Here is a 17,746-nt window from a genome sequence, read left to right on the forward strand (position 1 = left end):
GTTTAAGCTCTTAGACTTTCTAAAAAGGCCAATGCAGCTGCATGACTGACGGTATTCGCCTTAAAGTGTTCCACGGCTGCTTCTTTCTCTTGTGGAGTGGCATTGAGTTGATTGAGGATATTCATCAAGTGCATTTTCATATGCCCTTTTTGAATTCCTGTAGTGGTGAGGGATCGCAAAGCTGCAAAGTTCTGAGCTAATCCAGCGACTGCCATGATCTGCATGAGTTCTCTAGCTCCAGGATTACCGAGTATTTCAAAGCACAAGCGCACCAAAGGATGCAACTTAGTAAGGCCGCCTACGGTTCCAATCGCCAAAGGAATTTCAATCCAAAAGTGAAAGTGATCTCCTTCAATTTTGGCATGAGTCAAACTTCCGTAATGACCATTTTTACTCGCGTAAGCATGAATCCCAGCTTCAACAGCTCTAAAGTCGTTTCCGGTGGCTAATACAACGGCATCAATACCGTTCATTATTCCTTTATTGTGAGTTACTGCTCTGCGCACTTCTGTTTGTGCGATCTGAACGGCACGAACAAATTTGGTCGCAAATTCATGGCCACTCATTCCGGCTTGTGCCAATTGGTCTACTGGGCAGCTGACTTCGGCTTTTACTAAGCACTCGGGTACGTAGTTAGACAGTATGCTCATAACTACTTCCAGACCATCATCTTCAAGGATTAGGTCAGATTCAGTCGCTTCTCGAAGCAGTGAGGCTGCAAACTGTTCTAAGCAGCTATTGATGAAGTTGGCGCCCATTGCATCTAGGGTCTCAAAAGTGGCATGCAATTGATAATAACCCTTGAGCTCCGCAGTTTTGTTACGGAGTTCCAAGTTTACAATACCTCCACCACGTTTGCGCATATTGGTAGTGATCTCATCACAGTCTGAAAGCAGTATCGGTTTGACTCGGTCAAAAAACTGCTGTAAGCGCTGCGGGTCTCCGTAGTAGTTTAAATGAACTTGACCATTTTTTACGGTGGAGATGATGCTTGCTTTAAATCCGCCTTTATCCAGCCAAAACTTGGCCGCATTACTCGCTGCTGCAACCACCGAGCTTTCTTCAATGGCCATTGGGATGGCATAGAGTTTCTCGTTGATGGAGAAGTTAGGCGCAATGCCTAAAGGCAGGTAATAGTTGGTCAGGGTATTTTCGATGAACTCGTCGTGGAGCTGCTGAAGCTTAGTATCGGCATTCCAATACTGCTCTAAAACCGCCACTCCTGCTTGAGGATCGTTAAAATAGTTTTCAGCCAACCAGCTGATTTTTTGGCTTTTGCTCAGCTTGGAAAAGCCAGAAATTGGAGTACTCATAAGTGCGTAATAATTCCATTGCAAATATACTATTTTGAAAATGGAGGACTCTTAGAAAATTAGCGGGTTTTCTGCGTATTTAACACCAAAACAGCCCCTTTTTTGATGAATTTTTAGTAAACTTGGCCTTACAATTTTTTAACTCCTTAGACTATGCAGGGTTCAAAATGGATCTTGGGCGTTTTTCTACTTTGCGCCTCCCTCGGAATTGCACAAAAAAAACAAATAACCTTAGAAGACATTTGGAAAGGCTCGTTCAGAACCGAGTACATGGATCGCCTGCAATCCCTCAATAATGGGAAAGAGTACGTGGTGCTCAATTACGATCGCAAGGCCAGAGCTTCTACTGTTGATGTCTATGATTACGCCACTTCTCAAAAGGTACGCACGCTGGTCAACACGCAGTCTCTAAAGGGTGTGGATTATATCATCAGTTATGAATTGAGTGAGGATGAAACTAAAATGCTCATCGCTACGCAACTTCAGTCCATCTACCGCAGATCGACCTTGGGAACTTATTATGTCTACGATCTGGATTCAGAATCTCTAGAATTGGTTGCAGACATGCCTATTCAGGAGCCAACGTTTAGCCCGGATGGATCTAAAGTAGCTTATGGATTCAACAACAATATTTACGTAAAAGATTTGGTTAGTGGTGAAACAACCGAAGTCACTAAGGACGGTAAAAAGAACAAAATTATAAACGGGATCACCGATTGGGTATATGAGGAGGAATTCGGATTTGTAAGAGCCTTTGATTGGAACGCTGCCGGAACTCACATTGCCTTCATTCGTTTTGACGAGACTGACGTCCCTGAATTCTCTATGGACGTTTACGGAAAAGATCTGTATCAGACCCAACAAGTATTTAAGTACCCAAAAGCAGGAGAGGCCAACGCCAAGGTGAGTTTGCATATGTATGAGCTCAGCAGTGGTAGCACCTCTAAAATTGACCTTTCTGCTTACAACTCGTATTATATCCCTCGTATTAAATGGACTAAAGATCCAGAGGTGTTATCTGTGCAATTGACCAACAGAAAACAAAACACTGTAGATCTTGTCATGGTCAATGCTAAAGACAACAGCAGTAAAATGGTGCTTCAAGACACAGACGCTGCCTATGTAGACATCACAGACAATCTAACCTTTTTGGCCAACAACAGTTTTATTTGGACCAGCGAGAAAGACGGTTGGAATCATATCTACCACTACGACAAGAACGGAAAGTTGCTCAATCAGGTCACCGATGGTGATTGGGAAGTAACGCGTTATTACGGTTTTGATACTAAAACGGGCCGTATCTACTATCAAAGTTCTGAGCGCGGAAGTATGTATCGTGATGTGTATTCAATTCTTCCAAGCGGAAAGAACAAGGTTCAATTGACTACGCGTCCTGGGACGAACTCGGCTTCATTCTCTGCGGATTTTAGTTACTTTATCAATACCTTCTCTAGCGCTATGGTACCTCCGGTGTACACCTTGCACAACGCTTTAGACGGTGAAAAGGTTCGCGAGATCTTGAACAATACGGAACTCAGAACCAAACTCCTCGCTTACGATATGTCTCCAAAAGAGTTCTCTACCATTGAGGTCAATGGGAATGAACTCAATATGTATATGATCAAACCTTCTGATTTTGATCCGGAGAAAAAATATCCACTATTCATGTATCAATACTCAGGTCCAGGGTCTCAAAATGTTGCAGACCGCTGGGGTGGATCCAATGATTATTGGCACAATATGCTAGCGCAACAGGGCATTATTGTGGTTTGTGTTGACGGACGCGGAACGGGCTTGAAAGGACGTGGCTTTAAAAAAGTTACGCAATTGGAGCTCGGTAAATACGAGGTTCAGGATCAAATAGGAGCTGCCCAGCAATTGGCGCAGTTGCCCTATATTGACGGAGATCGTATTGGAATCTGGGGTTGGAGTTATGGCGGATTCATGTCTGCCAACTGCTTGTTCCAAGGGGCTGATACCTTTAGCATGGCCATTGCTGTAGCTCCTGTGGGAAGCTGGCGTTTTTACGACACCATTTACACAGAGCGTTATATGAGCACGCCTCAAGAGAATCCGGGAGGTTATGATAACAACTCGCCAATTTCTCATGTGGACAAACTAAAAGGTGATTTCCTTTTGGTTCACGGTACTGCGGATGATAACGTACATGTGCAAAACTCTACCCGTTTGGTGGAGGCATTGGTGCAGGCCAACAAGCAATTTGAATGGGCCATGTACCCTGACAAAAATCACGGCATATACGGCGGGAATACCCGTTTGCATCTATATACCAAAATGACCAACTTTATTTTGGACAACCTATAAAACGAAAAACTAACTAAAACGAGATTTATGGAATTTAAATACGGAGGCTCGGAAACCAACCAAAGAACGGTTCTAGGACATCCTTCTGGACTGTTTGTTTTGTTCTTTACAGAGATGTGGGAACGATTCTCTTATTACGGCATGCGCGCTTTGCTTGTTCTGTTCTTAACAGCGGCAATCATAGGCGAAGGCGGCTGGGGTTGGGAACGCTCGGAAGCCTTGCTGCTTTATGGATGGTATACTGGTTTGGTATACATTACCCCCATCATAGGTGGTTTCATTGCGGATAAGATCATGGGCTATCGCAACGCGGTAGTGCTGGGAGCCTTTTTAATGACCTTGGGGCATGCCTCCATGGCCTTAGAGGTAACAGCAGACTTGTTCTTTTACGCTGGATTGGGTCTTTTGATTATTGGTAACGGACTCTTTAAGCCGAATATCTCGTCTATCGTTGGACAATTGTACAAAACCCAAGGCAAGGAGAAAGACGCGGGATACACCATTTTCTATATGGGAATCAACGCGGGAGCTTTCCTCGGTATTGGTTTATGCGGATATATTGGAGAGACCGTAGGCTGGCACTATGGATTTGGTTTGGCTGGTATCTTTATGTTCTTCGGAATGCTTCAGTTCTACTTTGCGCAAAAGATCTTCGGAAATATTGGCCTAAAGCCAAATCAAACAGATGATCTTGACGATGTAGTTGAAGATGCTGTAGAAGACATCAAAGACGATGTAGAAGACGTCATGGATGAGGCTACCAAGTCTAAAGTAGTTTCAGATCGATTGAAAGTTATTGGAGTTTTCGCCTTCTTTACCGTATTCTTCTGGTGGGCCTTTGAACAGGCCGGTGGTTCTATGACCATCTTCGCAGCAGATTATACCGACCGTTTGTTGGAGGGAAGTGGCGCTATGACCTTTAAGGTAGTAAATGCTGTATTGACGGTAGTGCCGTTGATGATCATTACCTATGTACTGTATTTATTATTCAAACAGACTTTTGCCAAATATGCCCTTTCTAATATTCTATTGGGCTCCAGTTTTGTCATCATATGGGGAATTGTGATCTGGATGCTAAAGAACGAGTTCAGCGCAGATATCGCTGAAGTTAAAGCTTCTTGGTTCGGAATACTGAATTCCTTCTTCATTATTGCTTTTGCTCCGTTGTTCTCTAAGATTTGGACTAGTAAATACAATCCGTCGGGCCCAGTGAAATTCGCCATTGGCTTAATGCTTCTCGGTTTAGGATTCGGCATTTTGGCCTTCGGATCTATGGGAATCCCATTAGGAGCTAAGACTGCCTCTGTGAGCATGATCTTCTTAGTACTAGCATATTTGTTCCACACCCTCGGAGAATTGTGTATTTCTCCAGTAGGACTGTCCTATGTGAGTAAGCTAGCTCCTCTAAAGTTGGTTGGATTGATGTTTGGAGTTTGGTTTGTGGCCAACTTTATCGCAAACCTAACTGCAGGTTGGACCGGTAGTTATATCGATCCGATTGTAGAAGAGTACGGAATGAGTACCTTCTTCTTGATCTTTACCCTGATCCCTGTTGGAGCAGGTATCGTAATGCTGATCCTAAACAAGACCTTGATCAGAATGATGCACGGCATTCGCTAGGTTCTGTTAAACAATACATAAATAAAAAAAGCGTTCCATTAAAACGGAACGCTTTTTGTTATGTTTGTAAAGAACCCCAAGTTTTACGACTGAAAGAGAAATGACTGTGTGATGAAAAATTACCTTAGCCTATTGCTTTTATTGCTTGCTACAGCAACATTTGCTCAGGACAAAATTCAATGGATGACCATGAATGAAGCCCTTGCAGCACAAAAAGAAGAACCCAAAAAGATCATTATGGATGTCTATACCAACTGGTGTGGACCTTGTAAATTGATGGATCGTGACACCTTTGGCAATGCTCAAGTGGCTCAGTTCATCAATGAGAATTACTATCCTGTAAAATTCAATGCTGAAGGTAAAGAGCCTGTGGACTATCAAGGCTTTGTGTATACCAATCCGAATTATAAAGAAGGACGTCGTGGGCGCAATGCCACACACTTTTTTGCCGATGCTTTGCGTTTACAAGGATATCCGAGCATTGTTTTCTTTGAAGAGGATGGAACCTTGATACAAGCCTTGCCAGGCTTTAGATCACCTGCTCAGATAGAGATCTTTTTGAAAATGATCGCTAATGACGATTATAAAGAGCTCACCACGGCAGAAGCCTGGGCGGACTATCAGAAAAATTTTAAAGGCACATTTGAGTAGTATTTATTAGCAAAATTTTCCATTACTCAAATACAAAGGCTCCTTGTTGCGATGTATCGTAAAACGGGAGCCTTTCTTTTTTGGCTGATGCTGCCCAACGCGCTTTGTAACTAGCATAAGAACTACCATCGGCTAGGATCATTTGAGGCTGATAGTGTCTAATCCAGCGATCCAAGTGTATTCTTGCGTTTTGACTCAGCAGTAATATATCTATCGATTCTATGGAGGCATCTACAGGATAGCTTCCATCAACCACTAAAACGCTGCATCCGCGGTAATAAAAAATAGATGGCAATTGTTGTTCAGTGATTTCTTCAATTCTGTTCTTTCGTCTAAAGGCTTGCAGGCTGTAGGTTTCCTTTTGAGACGAAGTACTGAATACCGCTAATGATCTTCCGTTGATTTGCCAGAGTGTAGTCTGCCCGAATTGTTCACTCAGGATCAAATCAGTTCTTTCCTGCGGGAGTTCCAATTGCCAGATTCCAGCAATTGCAACCACAATAAAAACTAATGCTGGTAAAGCGCGTTTGCTTCGCCGAACAAAGAGGTGGCCCAAAACGAGTGTAGAAAGTAAAAGGCCAATCAAAGAGTAGTTCCCAAAAAGAGGTGTATCTATGGTCGATGCCGGTAAGTCTGCGATCCAGGCCGTGAAGGATCTCAGAGCGTTTATTGTCCATTCCAATGCTATGAGGGGAAAGGTAAAATCGGGCCAAACGGCCAATATTCCGAGACTTAAAAGTCCACCAATAAGTACAATGCCAATCGCAGGCACAACCACTAGATTGGTCACTAAAAAGTAAGTTGGGAATTCGTGGAAATAGTACAAGCTGAGTGGCGCAGTCCCCAATTGCGCAATGAGAGAAAGGCCTATCCATTGCCAAATACGAAAGCCAATTGAGTGTTTTGTTGGACAATACAGATTCCATTTGGGCAAGAGCCATAGGATAAAGAATACGGCTGCATAGCTCAGCTGAAATCCAACTTGAAGGGCATAGAAGGGATCGATCAAAAGCAAGATCCAAAGCGAGGTGAATAAGCTGTTTATTCCGTGATAACGGCCCAAGATCTTGCCCACGATCAAACAAGTGAACATAGTTGCTGCTCGTAGCACAGAAATACTGGCGCCACTCATAAAAGCAAAACCCCAAAGGCATAGTAATAGGAAAAGCGCGTAGATGATCTTTCCTTGAGGCAATCTTTTTAAGAATGCTAGAACCCAACTTGCAAAGAGGACAACAATTCCAAGATGCAAACCAGAAACTGCTAACAGATGTGCAATTCCTGCATGAGCAAACTGTGCTTTTGTCTCTGGACGGAGTTGTGATTTGTAGCCTAAAAGCAGCGCTGCTAACAGTTCAAAATTGGCAGATTGAGTTAGTTTAGTTTCTAGTAGAGCAACCCAATAACGCTGCCAGAGTTTGGGATAATGACTTAGAGCAGGTTTGAATTCGCTAAGCTGAAGGAATTGATCTGCTGTAGCTTTTATGTCAAATGCTATATGCTGGTATTTTAGGTAGTTGGCATAATTGAAGTCTGCTGGGTTTTTGGGCCCTTCAATGAGTTTAACCAAAGCGGTGGTTTGCCATACAGAACCTTCAAAAAAGTAAAAACAGCTCTCGTCTTTTTTAACACGGATGAGAATGGGGAGATCTTTATGGGAACCAGGATAATTGAGTTGCGCCTTATACTTGAGGTAATAAGGGGATTCAGAAAGCAGCTGTTCTATTTGCAGCTCAACTAGGCTTCCAGGCCTATAAGTTTTGGTGTGGTGTTCCTGAGTGTTTTCAAATCGTTTGTTTGCGTGGGAGATCAAAAGGACTCCGCAGAAAAAAGTCAAGCTATAAGCCAGTATGGTGAAGCTCCATTTTTTTAGATTAGGTGTGGAGCTGATTGATCTTGAAACCCATAGGAGTACAAACAGTAAACCAGTAACAAATGCAATCGATTCTAAGGGCAGTTGGATCCAATCACCCAGCAGGATTCCGCACAGAAATAAAATTCCGAGTCGGACTAGAGGAAAGCTTAAAAATTCCATAGCAATTCGCCATTTTGGGAAGTGCTACGAGCTGTATTAAGTTAATGAATTAAAGCACGCGTCTGGCGCCTACAAAGGCACTGCGCCAATAATTCTCTGTCAATTTAGAAACAATCACACCACGGGAAGTGGTGGCATGAATAAAGGATATCTCTCCGCCGCTATTGGACACTATGAGCCCCACATGATTAATCACGTTTCTACTCTTATTAGTTTGAAAGAACAACAAATCACCTGGGTTGATCTGTGAAAGTGAAATTGCCTTTCCACGTGTGGCCATATCACGGGATACACGGGGCAGCTGAAAACCTGCTTGCTTAAATGCGGTAAATATCAGTCCAGAACAGTCCATTCCAGATCTTGAGGTACCTCCATAACGGTATTTCACCCCTTCAAAACTCTTGGCATAACTGATGATCTGCTCCGCTTTTGCGTTAGAATTTGTCGCACTGCTAGTAGTGCGCGTAGTGGTTTTTGTAGTGCGAGAAGTTCTTGTGTTTTGCTTCGATCCGCAAGCGATCATGAGCAACAACAAGGGTAGCAAGTAGTATTTTTTCATGTAAGGTTAAGATTTTGGGCTGCTTAAACTTACGTAAAATTATTCAATGGATTTATAAATTAAGCCCGCTGTTTTGGCGCTAGCACCCGTTCCGCCGAGCTTTTGCTCCAAGTTGTAGTAGTCTAAGAACAGTTCTTTTCTGTGGTCTTCATCCAAAATTTTGTCGAGTTCTTGCGCCAATTTTTTGGTATTGAATTCTCCTTGGATGAGTTCGGTTACGGCGGGTTTATCTAAAATGAGATTGACCAGTGAGATATAATCTAGTTTGATCAGTCGTTTGGCGATCTGATAGGAGATCCAACTCCCTTTATAGCAAACCACTTGTGGGATTTTAAAAAGAGCCGTTTCTAAAGTTGCCGTTCCTGAGGTCACCAATGCTGCCTCTGCTACACTCAAAAGGTCGTAGGTCTTGTTTTGGATAAAAGCCGCCTTTCTACCTTTGACGATCTGCTCGTAAAAGCTAGCATCCTGACTTGGAGCTCCGGCAATTACGAATTGATGGTCTGGGTATTTGGGCACAAGATCCAACATAACGTCAAGCATGGTGGTAATTTCCTGCTTGCGACTTCCAGGCAGCAAGGCAATTATTGGACGGCTGTCCAAACCGTGCTCTTCTCTAAATTTTTCAGGGTCTACCGTGGGTCTGTCTGCTATAGCATCCAAAAGCGGATGGCCCACAAATTCAACAGGGAAGTGATGTTTTTGCTCATAAAAATCCTTTTCAAACGGAAGGATCACATACATGAAATCCACATCTCTTTTGACCTTTTTGATGCGTCCCTCTTTCCAAGCCCAAAGCTGCGGAGAGATGTAATAATGGGTTGGGTAACCTTCTTTCTTGGCCCATTCGGCAATGCGAAAATTGAATCCTGGGTAATCAATAAAGATCAAAACATCGGGCGCAAATTCCGTAATGTCCGCCTTGCAAAACTTGATGTTCTTTAAAATGGTTCCCAAATTGGCAACAACCTCGATAAAACCCATAAAGGCCAATTCCTTAATGTGTTTCACCACTGTAGCTCCCTCTGCGGCCATCAGATCGCCACCCCAACAACGGATCTCCGCCTGAGGATCTTCCTTGCGCAAGGCTTTGATCAGGTTGGAGCCGTGCAGGTCTCCAGAAGCTTCTCCAGCAATGATATAATACTTCATCGGTTAGGCTATAAAATAGAGAATATAGGTGGTGATTGCAGCAACAAAAGTCGCCATAACTACCCCGCGAGCCTCGTATTCTTTGTTGCGTTTTAAAAGTCCGAAAAACAGCAGCAGGTTGGGAAGCGCTCCCAGAGCGAGGATCATCCAAAAGGCATCAGAATTCCAAAATACCTTAAAAGTGGAGGCAAAACCACGACCTTTTACCTGTGCAATAATGAAAATACAAAGGCTGATTCCAATGATGTTTGTCGCCAATCCGGCGAGCAGCCCTTTGAGGATTCGTTGTTTCATAAATCAGGCGTATCGAATTAAATCCGAACTTAGTTTATCCCTGCTAAAGTAAGCATTTTAAGCGCGATTTATGCCCATTTTGGTTTAACAAAAAATTAGTACCAACACTGCGGAATGGCACGGTTTTTTCTATAATTTAGAGAGCTTATAAAAGATGATGTAATGCGATTAATGAAAAAGAATTTTAAACTGTTGATGTTGGCCGTCTTTGTGGCCGCTGCATCTTGCAGTTTTACTACTAAAAGTTTTGAAGATCCTGATAAAGATAAACTCCTCGTTGACCTGATCACTTATGTGTTGGAAAGAGGTCACTACGACGCTAAATCCTTGGATGACGATTTCTCCATTGCGGTTTATGAAGACTTTATCGACAATGTGGATCCGATCAAAAGATATTTCCTAGCTTCTGATATTGAAGAGTTTGAGCAGTACAAAACTTCTATTGACGATCAACTCTTAGCCAAAGAGTTGGATTTCTTCAATTTGGTTTACAGCCGTTTGGATCAACGAATTCAAGAAGCACAAACCTACTATCCTGAGATCTTGAAGGAACCTTTTGATTTTGGAAAGGACGAAGAGATCAACGTAGATTACGACAATATGCCTTATGCGGATAGCAAGAAGGCTTTGAAGGATCGTTGGAGAAAGCAGTTGAAGTACACCACACTTTCTACCTACTACGACAATATTGAAGACAACCTTTTCAAAGTTGAGAATGAAGAAGACTATACGCCAAAGTCTAAAGCACAGCTTGAGGCTGACGCGCGTGAGACTACTTTGAATAGCTTTAACGACAACTACAGCTTTGTAAATGACTTGGAACGCAAGGATTACTTTGCTGTTTTCTTGAATTCTGTGGTGATGCAGTTTGACCCGCACACTAACTATTTTGCTCCGCCAGATCGCGATCGTTTTGATCTACAAATGTCAGGACGATTAGAAGGAATCGGGGCACGTCTTCAAAAGCAAAACGACTACATTAAAGTGGTCGAGATCATCAACGGAGGTCCTGCCTGGAGAGGGGAGCACATCAAAGCGGGTGACATCATCATGAAAGTAAAACAAGAAGATGAGGACGATCCGGTGAGTATTGTTGGAATGCGTGTAGATGACGCAGTGAAACTCATCAAAGGCCCAAAGGGAACTAAGGTGACTTTGACCATCAAACGTGTTGACGGTACTATTGAAGAAGAAACCATCACTCGTGATGTTGTTGAGATTGGAGAGACCTATGCCAAGTCGGCCTTGATCCAAAAAGAGGATCGCAAGTTTGGTTTGATCAATCTGCCAGCCTTCTACTTCACCATGGAAGATTATGAAGAGCGCAATGCTGCTGCCGATGTTAAAAAGCAAATCATCGCCTTGAAACAACAAGGTATGGAAGGTCTTGTTTTAGACTTGAGAAATAACGGTGGAGGTTCTTTGAGAACTGCTGTGGATATTGCTGGATTGTTCATTAAAGATGGGCCAGTGGTACAAGTAGCTTCTAATGGAAAGCGTAAAGAAGTCCTTTCAGATCGCGATAGCGAGGTAGTGTGGGATGGACCTTTAGTGATCTTGGTGAACGATGCTTCCGCATCAGCTTCAGAGATCTTGGCAGCTGCCATGCAAGATTACAAACGTGCCGTGATCATTGGTAGTAAGCAGACCTATGGTAAAGGAACGGTTCAGAATCTATTGGATCTAAACCAATGGTTACGCAATAACGATATGGGCGATATGGGCGCCTTAAAATTGACCACACAGAAATACTACCGCGTTAACGGAGGTTCTACTCAATTAGAGGGAGTAAAGAGTGATGTGGTTATGCCTGGGCGCTATGCTTATTTGGATATCGGGGAGAAGGAATACGACAATCCGCTTCCTTATGACAAGATCACACCTGCTGATTATACACCTTATGACGGGTATATCGACTATGAGGCTACCATTAAGCGCAGTAATGAGCGTATGGCGAAAAGCGCGGAGCTCAAGCTAATTGATGAGAATGCCAAATGGATCAAGCAACGTCAAGATGAGAACGTGGTTTCTCTAAACTTGAATGCCTATACGCAAGCTATAAAAGACCGTGAAGAGTACGCAAAGCGCTTTGACGTATTAGAGGATTATGAGTCTGGATTGGATTACACCTCTTTGCCAGCAGAGTTGGCATTGATTGAGAAAGATACTACCTTAGGGCAGAACAGACAGCGCTGGCATAAAAACCTCAGAAGCGACATTTATGTAGAAGAGGCTGTTAGCGTACTGGAAGACCTGAAGTTAAACAACATTAGACAAGGTAGCTTTGCCAAGATCAAAGACTAAAGACATTTATGGGGAAATCTGATTCCTTAACAGCACAAGCGCTCCGAAAATTCAAAAAGAATTTTTGGGGCGTTTTTAGTATAGCCATATTGGTGCTTGCTGTGCTGGTGGCTATTTTTGCCTACGCCTTGGCGCCAGATAACTCCCAGAATGCCAATCAAATGCACGTGTCTATCCACTCACAGTCTCCTGGCTTTACCGTGGATCTCTTAACACTTCCGTCTGATTTTGTCCAAGAGCAATCTGCCATCAGTGCCTTTTTTACAGGTCGCAAGACCAGTGATTCAGAAATTCCAATTTCCAGTTATTCCCTAACGGATTCCGGCATAGAGATCACCGAATACGCCCAAGACGGCCTGGAAGGATTGCAAAAGGAATATCATTTAAAGAAGTTTCCCAAAGCGAACACACCGGAAGAAATTGTCACTTACTATGTTCGCAATCAGAAGTTCAGTTTAGGCACGGATAAATACGGGCGAGATCTGTTGAGCAGAATGCTTGTGGGCATTCGGATTTCTCTGGCTATCGGCTTTGTGTCTGTGTTGATCTCTTTATTGATCGGGATGTCTCTAGGAGCCATTGCGGGTTATTTTGGGGGCCGAGTAGATACGGCCATCATGTGGATCATCAATGTGACCTGGTCCATTCCTACCTTGCTTTTGGTCATTGCCATAACCTTGGCTTTAGGTAAAGGCTTTTGGCAAGTGTTCATCGCTGTTGGACTCACCATGTGGGTAGAAGTGGCTCGTGTAGTGCGCGGGCAAGTAATGAGCGTAAAGAACATGCAATACGTTACCGCAGCCAAAGCTTTAGGGTACGGCAATTGGCGTGTGATCACCAAGCACATCATCCCGAATATTTTGGCTCCCGTGATCGTTATTTCTGCAGCAAACTTTGCGGCGGCCATTCTCATTGAAAGCGGCTTGAGCTTTTTAGGCATAGGTGCGCAACCGCCCATGCCCAGCTGGGGAGGCATGATCAAAGATCATTACAACTATATCGTTTTGGGCAAACCCTATTTGGCCATAGTTCCTGGATTAGCCATTATGACCTTAGTAATGGCCTTTATGCTTATTGGTAATGCGCTTAGAGATGCGCTTGATGTGAAGATGTAAGAATGAATCGGAAGTATATCTACCCCATACTGATCGTTGTAGTAACCATTGCCTTGTATTATTTGGAGGGTTATATAGATAACAATCCAATGGGAGCAACAGAAGTGAATGTCGATAACAGCTCTGACGCTTTTGGAACAACGCTCTTGCCCGCTGGAGATGCTTTGGTGACTCATGATTATTACACCTTATCCTATAATGAAACTCATGAACAGGCCAATTGGGTAGCCTATACTTTACGAGAGGAGCAGGTGGTCAATAATGATTTTGACCGCCCGTATTTTGAACAAGATCCGAAGGTGAAATCCAAGTCTGCAGATTGGCGCAACTATAAGAATTCGGGTTACGACCGTGGACATTTAGTAGCTGCAGCCGATATGGAATTTAGTTACAATGCTTTTAAGGACACTTTCTTTACCAGTAACATCAGCCCCCAATTGCACGACTTTAATAGCGGTGTTTGGAATTATTTAGAACAGCGCGTGCGTCGCTGGGCCAAGGAAAATGACGATGTCTTTGTCATTACTGGTGGCGTATTAAAAAATCCAATGGATGCAATTGGTTCAGAGCAGGTGAGTGTTCCCAATGCTTTTTATAAAATTGTTGTGGATACCTATCGCGGGGAGTATCGCGTTATTGCCTTTTTGATTCCGCATCGAGAGGACATTAGCCGCTATTCTGATTATATCGTTTCTGTGGATGAGATCGAGCAGGCTACAGGGATCGACTTTTTTGCAAATCTTCCCGCAGCTCAGCAGGAAGAACTACAATCCAGAATAGATCGACTGTACTACAATATAGATTAGCGATTGATAAAGTTGCTGGAATCTAGCTTAACAAAGATGAACAGCAAGATCGTAAAGCCCCAGAGGGCTGATCCACCATAAGAAAAGAAAGGCAGTGGTATTCCTACTGTTGGAAACAAGCCCGTAACCATTCCAATGTTTACAAAGAAGTGAAAGAAGAGAATGGCTGCGACGCTATATCCGTATACGCGGGCAAACTGTTGCTTTTGTCTTTCGGCTAAGATCAGCAGTCGAATGATTAGCCATAAAAAAAGAATCACCACAAAGATGCTTCCCAAAAAGCCCCATTCTTCACCTACTGTACTGAAAATATAATCAGTGTGCTGTTCCGGAACAAAGTTTCCTTTGGTCTGAGTTCCTTTGGTCCAGCCTTTACCCAAAAATCCGCCGCTACCAATAGCGATCTCACTTTGGTTGGTGTTGTATCCAATGCCTCGGGTATCTACTTCTTTCCCCAACACTATATTGAAACGGTCCCGGTGGCGCTGTTCAAACACGTTGTTGAAGATATAACTCACAGAAAATGCAAAGGCCACGCAGGCTCCGGTAATGATCACATACTTACCCAGGTTGCGTTTCTTCTTCCTGTTCTTGAACCAAAGCAAAAGGGCAATTACAGCAACTGCTGCAGCTACCCAATAGGCGCCAATCAGCAAGGTGGAAATGAACAAAAAGGCAGCAATAAAGCCCAAGAGTAGGTAAATGAAATGTAGACCTTCTCTGTAGAGCGGAAAGATCAAAGCCGTAAAGATCAAGGCACTTCCAGGGTCGGGCTGTGGTACGATCAACAAGGCGGGCAAAAGGATGATCAAAAAGGCCTTTAGTTGATGATTGAACAGCTTTACATTGGTTTGAATATCGCTGAGGTATTTGCTCAAGGCAAGTGCTGCAGCTGCTTTAGCGAATTCCGAAGGTTGTAATCCAAAAGAGCCAAAAGAATACCAGCTCCGCGCCCCATTGATGTCTTTTCCAAAGATAAATAGCCCAAGTAAACTGGCTAAAGCGATCAAGTAGATGACGCTGGAGAAGCGTTCATAGAACTTAGCATCTACAGCCAAGATAAACACAATGAGCACCAAGCTCAGACCAATAAAGAACAGTTGCTTGGCGTAAATGTTGTCGAGGTTCGTAAAGGAAACTGCGGTATCTGAAAGTGAGGCTGAGTAAATATTCATCCAGCCTGCAGCAACCAAAAGCAAGTAGAGGATCACGGTGATCCAGTCGATATTTTGAAGCGTGCTGTTGCGTTGCATTATTGATTGATTAAAAAGGGCTCTCCCAAGAACGGCTTGGCGTATTCGTCTTCCAAACTACCGTTAATCACAAAATCCTCCATGTCTTGGCGCGAGATCTCACCGCGTAAATATTTTTCAATCATCAGTCCGGCGATTCGTCCTGCCCAACGAGATCCCCAATAACCATTCTCTACAAACACTGCAATAGCAATCTTTGGGTCGTCCTTTGGAGCAAAGGCCACAAAAATGGAGTGGTCCGTTAATTGAACAACTTCTCCATCAATTCGGGTAAAGTTTTCCGCTGTACCGGTCTTTCCGCAGATCTCAATACCAGGAATCTGAATATACTCCGCAGTACCTTCATTGTATACGTCAAACATGCCTTCAATAACAGGATCAAAGTGCTCTGGAGAGATGGAGCTGTAGTGTTTTTCCGTGTATTTCTGTGGTAAGGTATCTACGCCTTTGATCTGTTTAATGATATGCGGACGGTAGAACCAGCCTTTGTTAGCAATCACAGATGCGGTATGAGCCATCTGCATGGGCGTCATAGTGACCTCTCCTTGCCCAATAGCATTGGAGATAGTGGCTGTAGCGTACCAGCGGTACTTCGGATAGTTATAACTGCGGTTGTAAAAATCAGAGTCTGGGATATAGCCCTTGCGGCCACTGGGCAAGTCATAGCCCATATAATTTCCAAGCCCAAAACTTTCCAAGTGATTGTGCCACGCATCTATTCCTTCTTGAGGGGTATCATACTTTTCAATGGTTCGCCGGTAAGCCGTACAGAAATAGGTATTACAACTGTGTGCAATGCCGCCTACAACGTCTAAGGGCCCTCGGTGGGCGTGGCAACTAAGTGGTTTGCGCCCTCCGTAATAATAAGCTCCGCTGCAATGTATACGTTCCTCTGCAGTGATTACACCTTCCTCTAAAGCAATCAAAGAAGTCAAGGCTTTAAATGGAGAACCTGGCGCGTATTGTCCTTCTAAAACTCGGTCAAATAAAGGTTTGGCGATGGAATCGTTGTAAAGGGCAGTGTAATTTTTAGAGCGTTTTCGGCCTACTAGGTAATCTGGGTCATATGAAGGCGCTGTGATCAAGGATAAGATTTCTCCGGTCTTGGGCTCAATGGCAACAATGCCGCCGCGTTTGTTTTGCATCAACAATTGACCATACGCTTGAAGTTCAGAATCTAAGGTCAACACGATATCGCGTCCAGAAACCGGAATGGTGTCAAAGATTCCTTCTTTATACGGACCAATATCTTTGTTGAAGCGATCCTTTTGAATGTACTTAACACCTTTAACTCCGCGAAGGACTTCTTCATATTGCTTTTCTATACCCGTCATACCGATATAATCTCCCAAGCGGTAATACGGGTTGCGCTTCATGATGCCGTCATTAACCTCTCCAATGAATCCTAAAACATTAGCAGAATGGGCTACCTGATAGTCTCGCAAAGAGCGTTTCTGAATAAAGAAGCCTTTGTATTGATACATTTTCTCTTGCAAGGCGGCAAACTCTTCCTTGGTGAGTTGTGGCATAAAAGGCGATGGAATTCGTGGTGAATAGGTCCAGGCCTTGCTGAGCTTTTTGTCAAACTCTTCCCGGCTGATTCCCAAATCCTCAATAAAGGAAAGGGTATCCAAGTCTTTTACGTTTCGTGGAATGACCATGATGTCATAAGCCGGTTGATTAGCAACTAGGAGTTCCCCGTTTCTATCAAAGATGAAACCGCGCTCGGGGAAGTCATAAACCATTTTAATGGCGTTGTTCTCCGAGAGCTTTTGAAAGCTGGAATCATAGATCTGCAAATAGAAGAGGCGGGCGGCGAATACCAATCCGCTACACAGAGTAAGTCCTAAAAGCAAAAGTTTTCTCATCGTTTTTTGGAGCCAAAAAGGATGAAACTTATTAAGATCAACAAACTACTAAACAGTGCCGAAAACAAGGTCGATTTTAAAACCAGTGCCCATTGACTCAGGCTAAAGACTTCCAAGCTAAACAGTATAAAATGATGCACAAAAACAGCGCCCAAAACATAAGTGATGATCCCGCCCAAAGGCATTTCAATGATCTTTACCACATTGTATTCATAGCTTATTCCAAAAGAGGTCTTTAAGAACAGTGGGCGGCTATAAGCCATCGTTACACTAGCAACGGCATGAACCCCTCCGGTATTGCTAAAGATGTCCACAAATAATCCTAAAAGAAAACTACTAATGAGCAAAACGGATCGATTTCCAGTAACCGGGAACCTCAAAATATAGATCACATAGAGGAATGGAACGATATAGCCAAATAAGGCCACATTGTTCAAAACCAACACCTGCA

14 protein-coding genes are annotated in these 17,746 nt (G+C 43.5%); 6 read left to right on the top strand and 8 right to left on the bottom strand.

Annotated features, from left to right (window positions below):
• Nucleotides 1–2: 2 nt before the first annotated feature.
• Nucleotides 3–1,313 carry a hydroxymethylglutaryl-CoA reductase, degradative gene (locus HRT75_RS05675; RefSeq protein WP_291183665.1) on the bottom strand — a complete coding sequence of 437 codons (1,311 nt, stop codon included), beginning with the start codon at nucleotides 1,311–1,313 and terminating at the stop codon, nucleotides 3–5.
• Nucleotides 1,314–1,466: 153 nt separating this feature from the next.
• Here HRT75_RS05675 and HRT75_RS05680 point away from each other — a divergent pair, with 153 nt between their 5' ends.
• The 3 genes from HRT75_RS05680 to HRT75_RS05690 all read left to right on the top strand — a co-directional run bounded on the left by HRT75_RS05680 (nucleotide 1,467) and on the right by HRT75_RS05690 (nucleotide 5,909).
• Nucleotides 1,467–3,638 (top strand): S9 family peptidase, encoded by a 2,172-nt coding sequence (locus HRT75_RS05680; protein ID WP_291183667.1) that lies wholly within the window; start codon nucleotides 1,467–1,469, stop codon nucleotides 3,636–3,638.
• 27 nt (nucleotides 3,639–3,665) lie between these two features.
• On the top strand, nucleotides 3,666–5,258 hold the full coding sequence (locus HRT75_RS05685) for a peptide MFS transporter (protein ID WP_291183669.1): 1,593 nt from the start codon (nucleotides 3,666–3,668) through the stop codon (nucleotides 5,256–5,258).
• Nucleotides 5,259–5,369: 111 nt separating this feature from the next.
• Nucleotides 5,370–5,909: a thioredoxin fold domain-containing protein gene (locus tag HRT75_RS05690; RefSeq protein WP_291183672.1), complete on the top strand. Its 540-nt coding sequence runs from the start codon at nucleotides 5,370–5,372 to the stop codon at nucleotides 5,907–5,909.
• 22 nt (nucleotides 5,910–5,931) lie between these two features.
• Here the strand turns inward: HRT75_RS05690 and HRT75_RS05695 are convergent, their stop codons facing one another.
• Genes HRT75_RS05695 through HRT75_RS05710 form a run of 4 tightly spaced genes read right to left on the bottom strand, consistent with a single transcriptional unit; the run spans nucleotide 5,932 to nucleotide 9,949 of the window.
• Nucleotides 5,932–7,944: a ComEC/Rec2 family competence protein gene (locus tag HRT75_RS05695; protein WP_291183674.1), complete on the bottom strand. Its 2,013-nt coding sequence runs from the start codon at nucleotides 7,942–7,944 to the stop codon at nucleotides 5,932–5,934.
• A 49-nt stretch (nucleotides 7,945–7,993) separates the two neighbouring features.
• The gene (locus tag HRT75_RS05700; RefSeq protein ID WP_291183677.1) at nucleotides 7,994–8,503 is read right to left on the bottom strand and encodes a C40 family peptidase; all 510 of its coding nucleotides are present in this window, start codon (nucleotides 8,501–8,503) and stop codon (nucleotides 7,994–7,996) included.
• A 39-nt stretch (nucleotides 8,504–8,542) separates the two neighbouring features.
• On the bottom strand, nucleotides 8,543–9,655 hold the full coding sequence (gene lpxB, locus HRT75_RS05705) for a lipid-A-disaccharide synthase (protein WP_291183680.1): 1,113 nt from the start codon (nucleotides 9,653–9,655) through the stop codon (nucleotides 8,543–8,545).
• Nucleotides 9,656–9,658: 3 nt separating this feature from the next.
• Nucleotides 9,659–9,949, bottom strand: coding sequence for a hypothetical protein (locus HRT75_RS05710; protein ID WP_291183683.1), 291 nt, complete (start codon nucleotides 9,947–9,949; stop codon nucleotides 9,659–9,661).
• 171 nt (nucleotides 9,950–10,120) lie between these two features.
• On the opposite strand from HRT75_RS05710, the gene HRT75_RS05715 reads away from it, so the two are divergent.
• From HRT75_RS05715 to HRT75_RS05725, 3 genes are read left to right on the top strand one after another with little or no spacing between them, the layout of a single operon-like run.
• Nucleotides 10,121–12,253, top strand: coding sequence for a carboxy terminal-processing peptidase (locus tag HRT75_RS05715; protein WP_291183686.1), 2,133 nt, complete (start codon nucleotides 10,121–10,123; stop codon nucleotides 12,251–12,253).
• An 8-nt stretch (nucleotides 12,254–12,261) separates the two neighbouring features.
• The gene (locus tag HRT75_RS05720; RefSeq protein WP_291183689.1) at nucleotides 12,262–13,368 is read left to right on the top strand and encodes an ABC transporter permease; all 1,107 of its coding nucleotides are present in this window, start codon (nucleotides 12,262–12,264) and stop codon (nucleotides 13,366–13,368) included.
• Nucleotides 13,369–13,370: 2 nt separating this feature from the next.
• The gene (locus tag HRT75_RS05725) at nucleotides 13,371–14,174 is read left to right on the top strand and encodes a DNA/RNA non-specific endonuclease (RefSeq protein ID WP_291183693.1); all 804 of its coding nucleotides are present in this window, start codon (nucleotides 13,371–13,373) and stop codon (nucleotides 14,172–14,174) included.
• Here the strand turns inward: HRT75_RS05725 and rodA are convergent.
• From rodA to HRT75_RS05740, 3 genes are all read right to left on the bottom strand, one after another.
• Nucleotides 14,171–15,427: a rod shape-determining protein RodA gene (rodA, locus tag HRT75_RS05730; protein WP_291183696.1), complete on the bottom strand. Its 1,257-nt coding sequence runs from the start codon at nucleotides 15,425–15,427 to the stop codon at nucleotides 14,171–14,173. The genes HRT75_RS05725 and rodA overlap by 4 nt on opposite strands.
• Nucleotides 15,427–17,295: a penicillin-binding protein 2 gene (gene mrdA / locus HRT75_RS05735; RefSeq protein WP_291183699.1), complete on the bottom strand. Its 1,869-nt coding sequence runs from the start codon at nucleotides 17,293–17,295 to the stop codon at nucleotides 15,427–15,429. The genes rodA and mrdA overlap by 1 nt, the downstream gene beginning before the upstream one ends.
• Nucleotides 17,292–17,746: rod shape-determining protein MreD (locus HRT75_RS05740; protein ID WP_291183702.1), on the bottom strand; the 455-nt coding region annotated here is incomplete at its 5' end. The genes HRT75_RS05740 and mrdA, both read right to left, overlap by 4 nt.

Source organism: Gilvibacter sp. (assembly GCF_013214815.1).
GTDB lineage: Bacteria > Bacteroidota > Bacteroidia > Flavobacteriales > Flavobacteriaceae > Gilvibacter.

Excerpts from the sequence above, each read along its gene's own strand:
- HRT75_RS05680 (WP_291183667.1), top strand. The coding sequence starts at position 1,467 with ATGCAGGGTTCAAAATGGATCTTGGGCGTTTTTCTACTTTGCGCCTCC.
- HRT75_RS05720 (WP_291183689.1), top strand. The coding sequence starts at position 12,262 with ATGGGGAAATCTGATTCCTTAACAGCACAAGCGCTCCGAAAATTCAAA.
- HRT75_RS05715 (WP_291183686.1), top strand. The coding sequence starts at position 10,121 with ATGAAAAAGAATTTTAAACTGTTGATGTTGGCCGTCTTTGTGGCCGCT.
- HRT75_RS05690 (WP_291183672.1), top strand. The coding sequence starts at position 5,370 with ATGAAAAATTACCTTAGCCTATTGCTTTTATTGCTTGCTACAGCAACA.
- HRT75_RS05685 (WP_291183669.1), top strand. The coding sequence starts at position 3,666 with ATGGAATTTAAATACGGAGGCTCGGAAACCAACCAAAGAACGGTTCTA.
- HRT75_RS05675 (WP_291183665.1), bottom strand. The coding sequence starts at position 1,313 with ATGAGTACTCCAATTTCTGGCTTTTCCAAGCTGAGCAAAAGCCAAAAA.
- HRT75_RS05700 (WP_291183677.1), bottom strand. The coding sequence starts at position 8,503 with ATGAAAAAATACTACTTGCTACCCTTGTTGTTGCTCATGATCGCTTGC.
- rodA (WP_291183696.1), bottom strand. The coding sequence starts at position 15,427 with ATGCAACGCAACAGCACGCTTCAAAATATCGACTGGATCACCGTGATC.
- lpxB (WP_291183680.1), bottom strand. The coding sequence starts at position 9,655 with ATGAAGTATTATATCATTGCTGGAGAAGCTTCTGGAGACCTGCACGGC.
- HRT75_RS05725 (WP_291183693.1), top strand. The coding sequence starts at position 13,371 with ATGAATCGGAAGTATATCTACCCCATACTGATCGTTGTAGTAACCATT.
- HRT75_RS05695 (WP_291183674.1), bottom strand. The coding sequence starts at position 7,944 with ATGGAATTTTTAAGCTTTCCTCTAGTCCGACTCGGAATTTTATTTCTG.
- mrdA (WP_291183699.1), bottom strand. The coding sequence starts at position 17,295 with ATGAGAAAACTTTTGCTTTTAGGACTTACTCTGTGTAGCGGATTGGTA.
- HRT75_RS05710 (WP_291183683.1), bottom strand. The coding sequence starts at position 9,949 with ATGAAACAACGAATCCTCAAAGGGCTGCTCGCCGGATTGGCGACAAAC.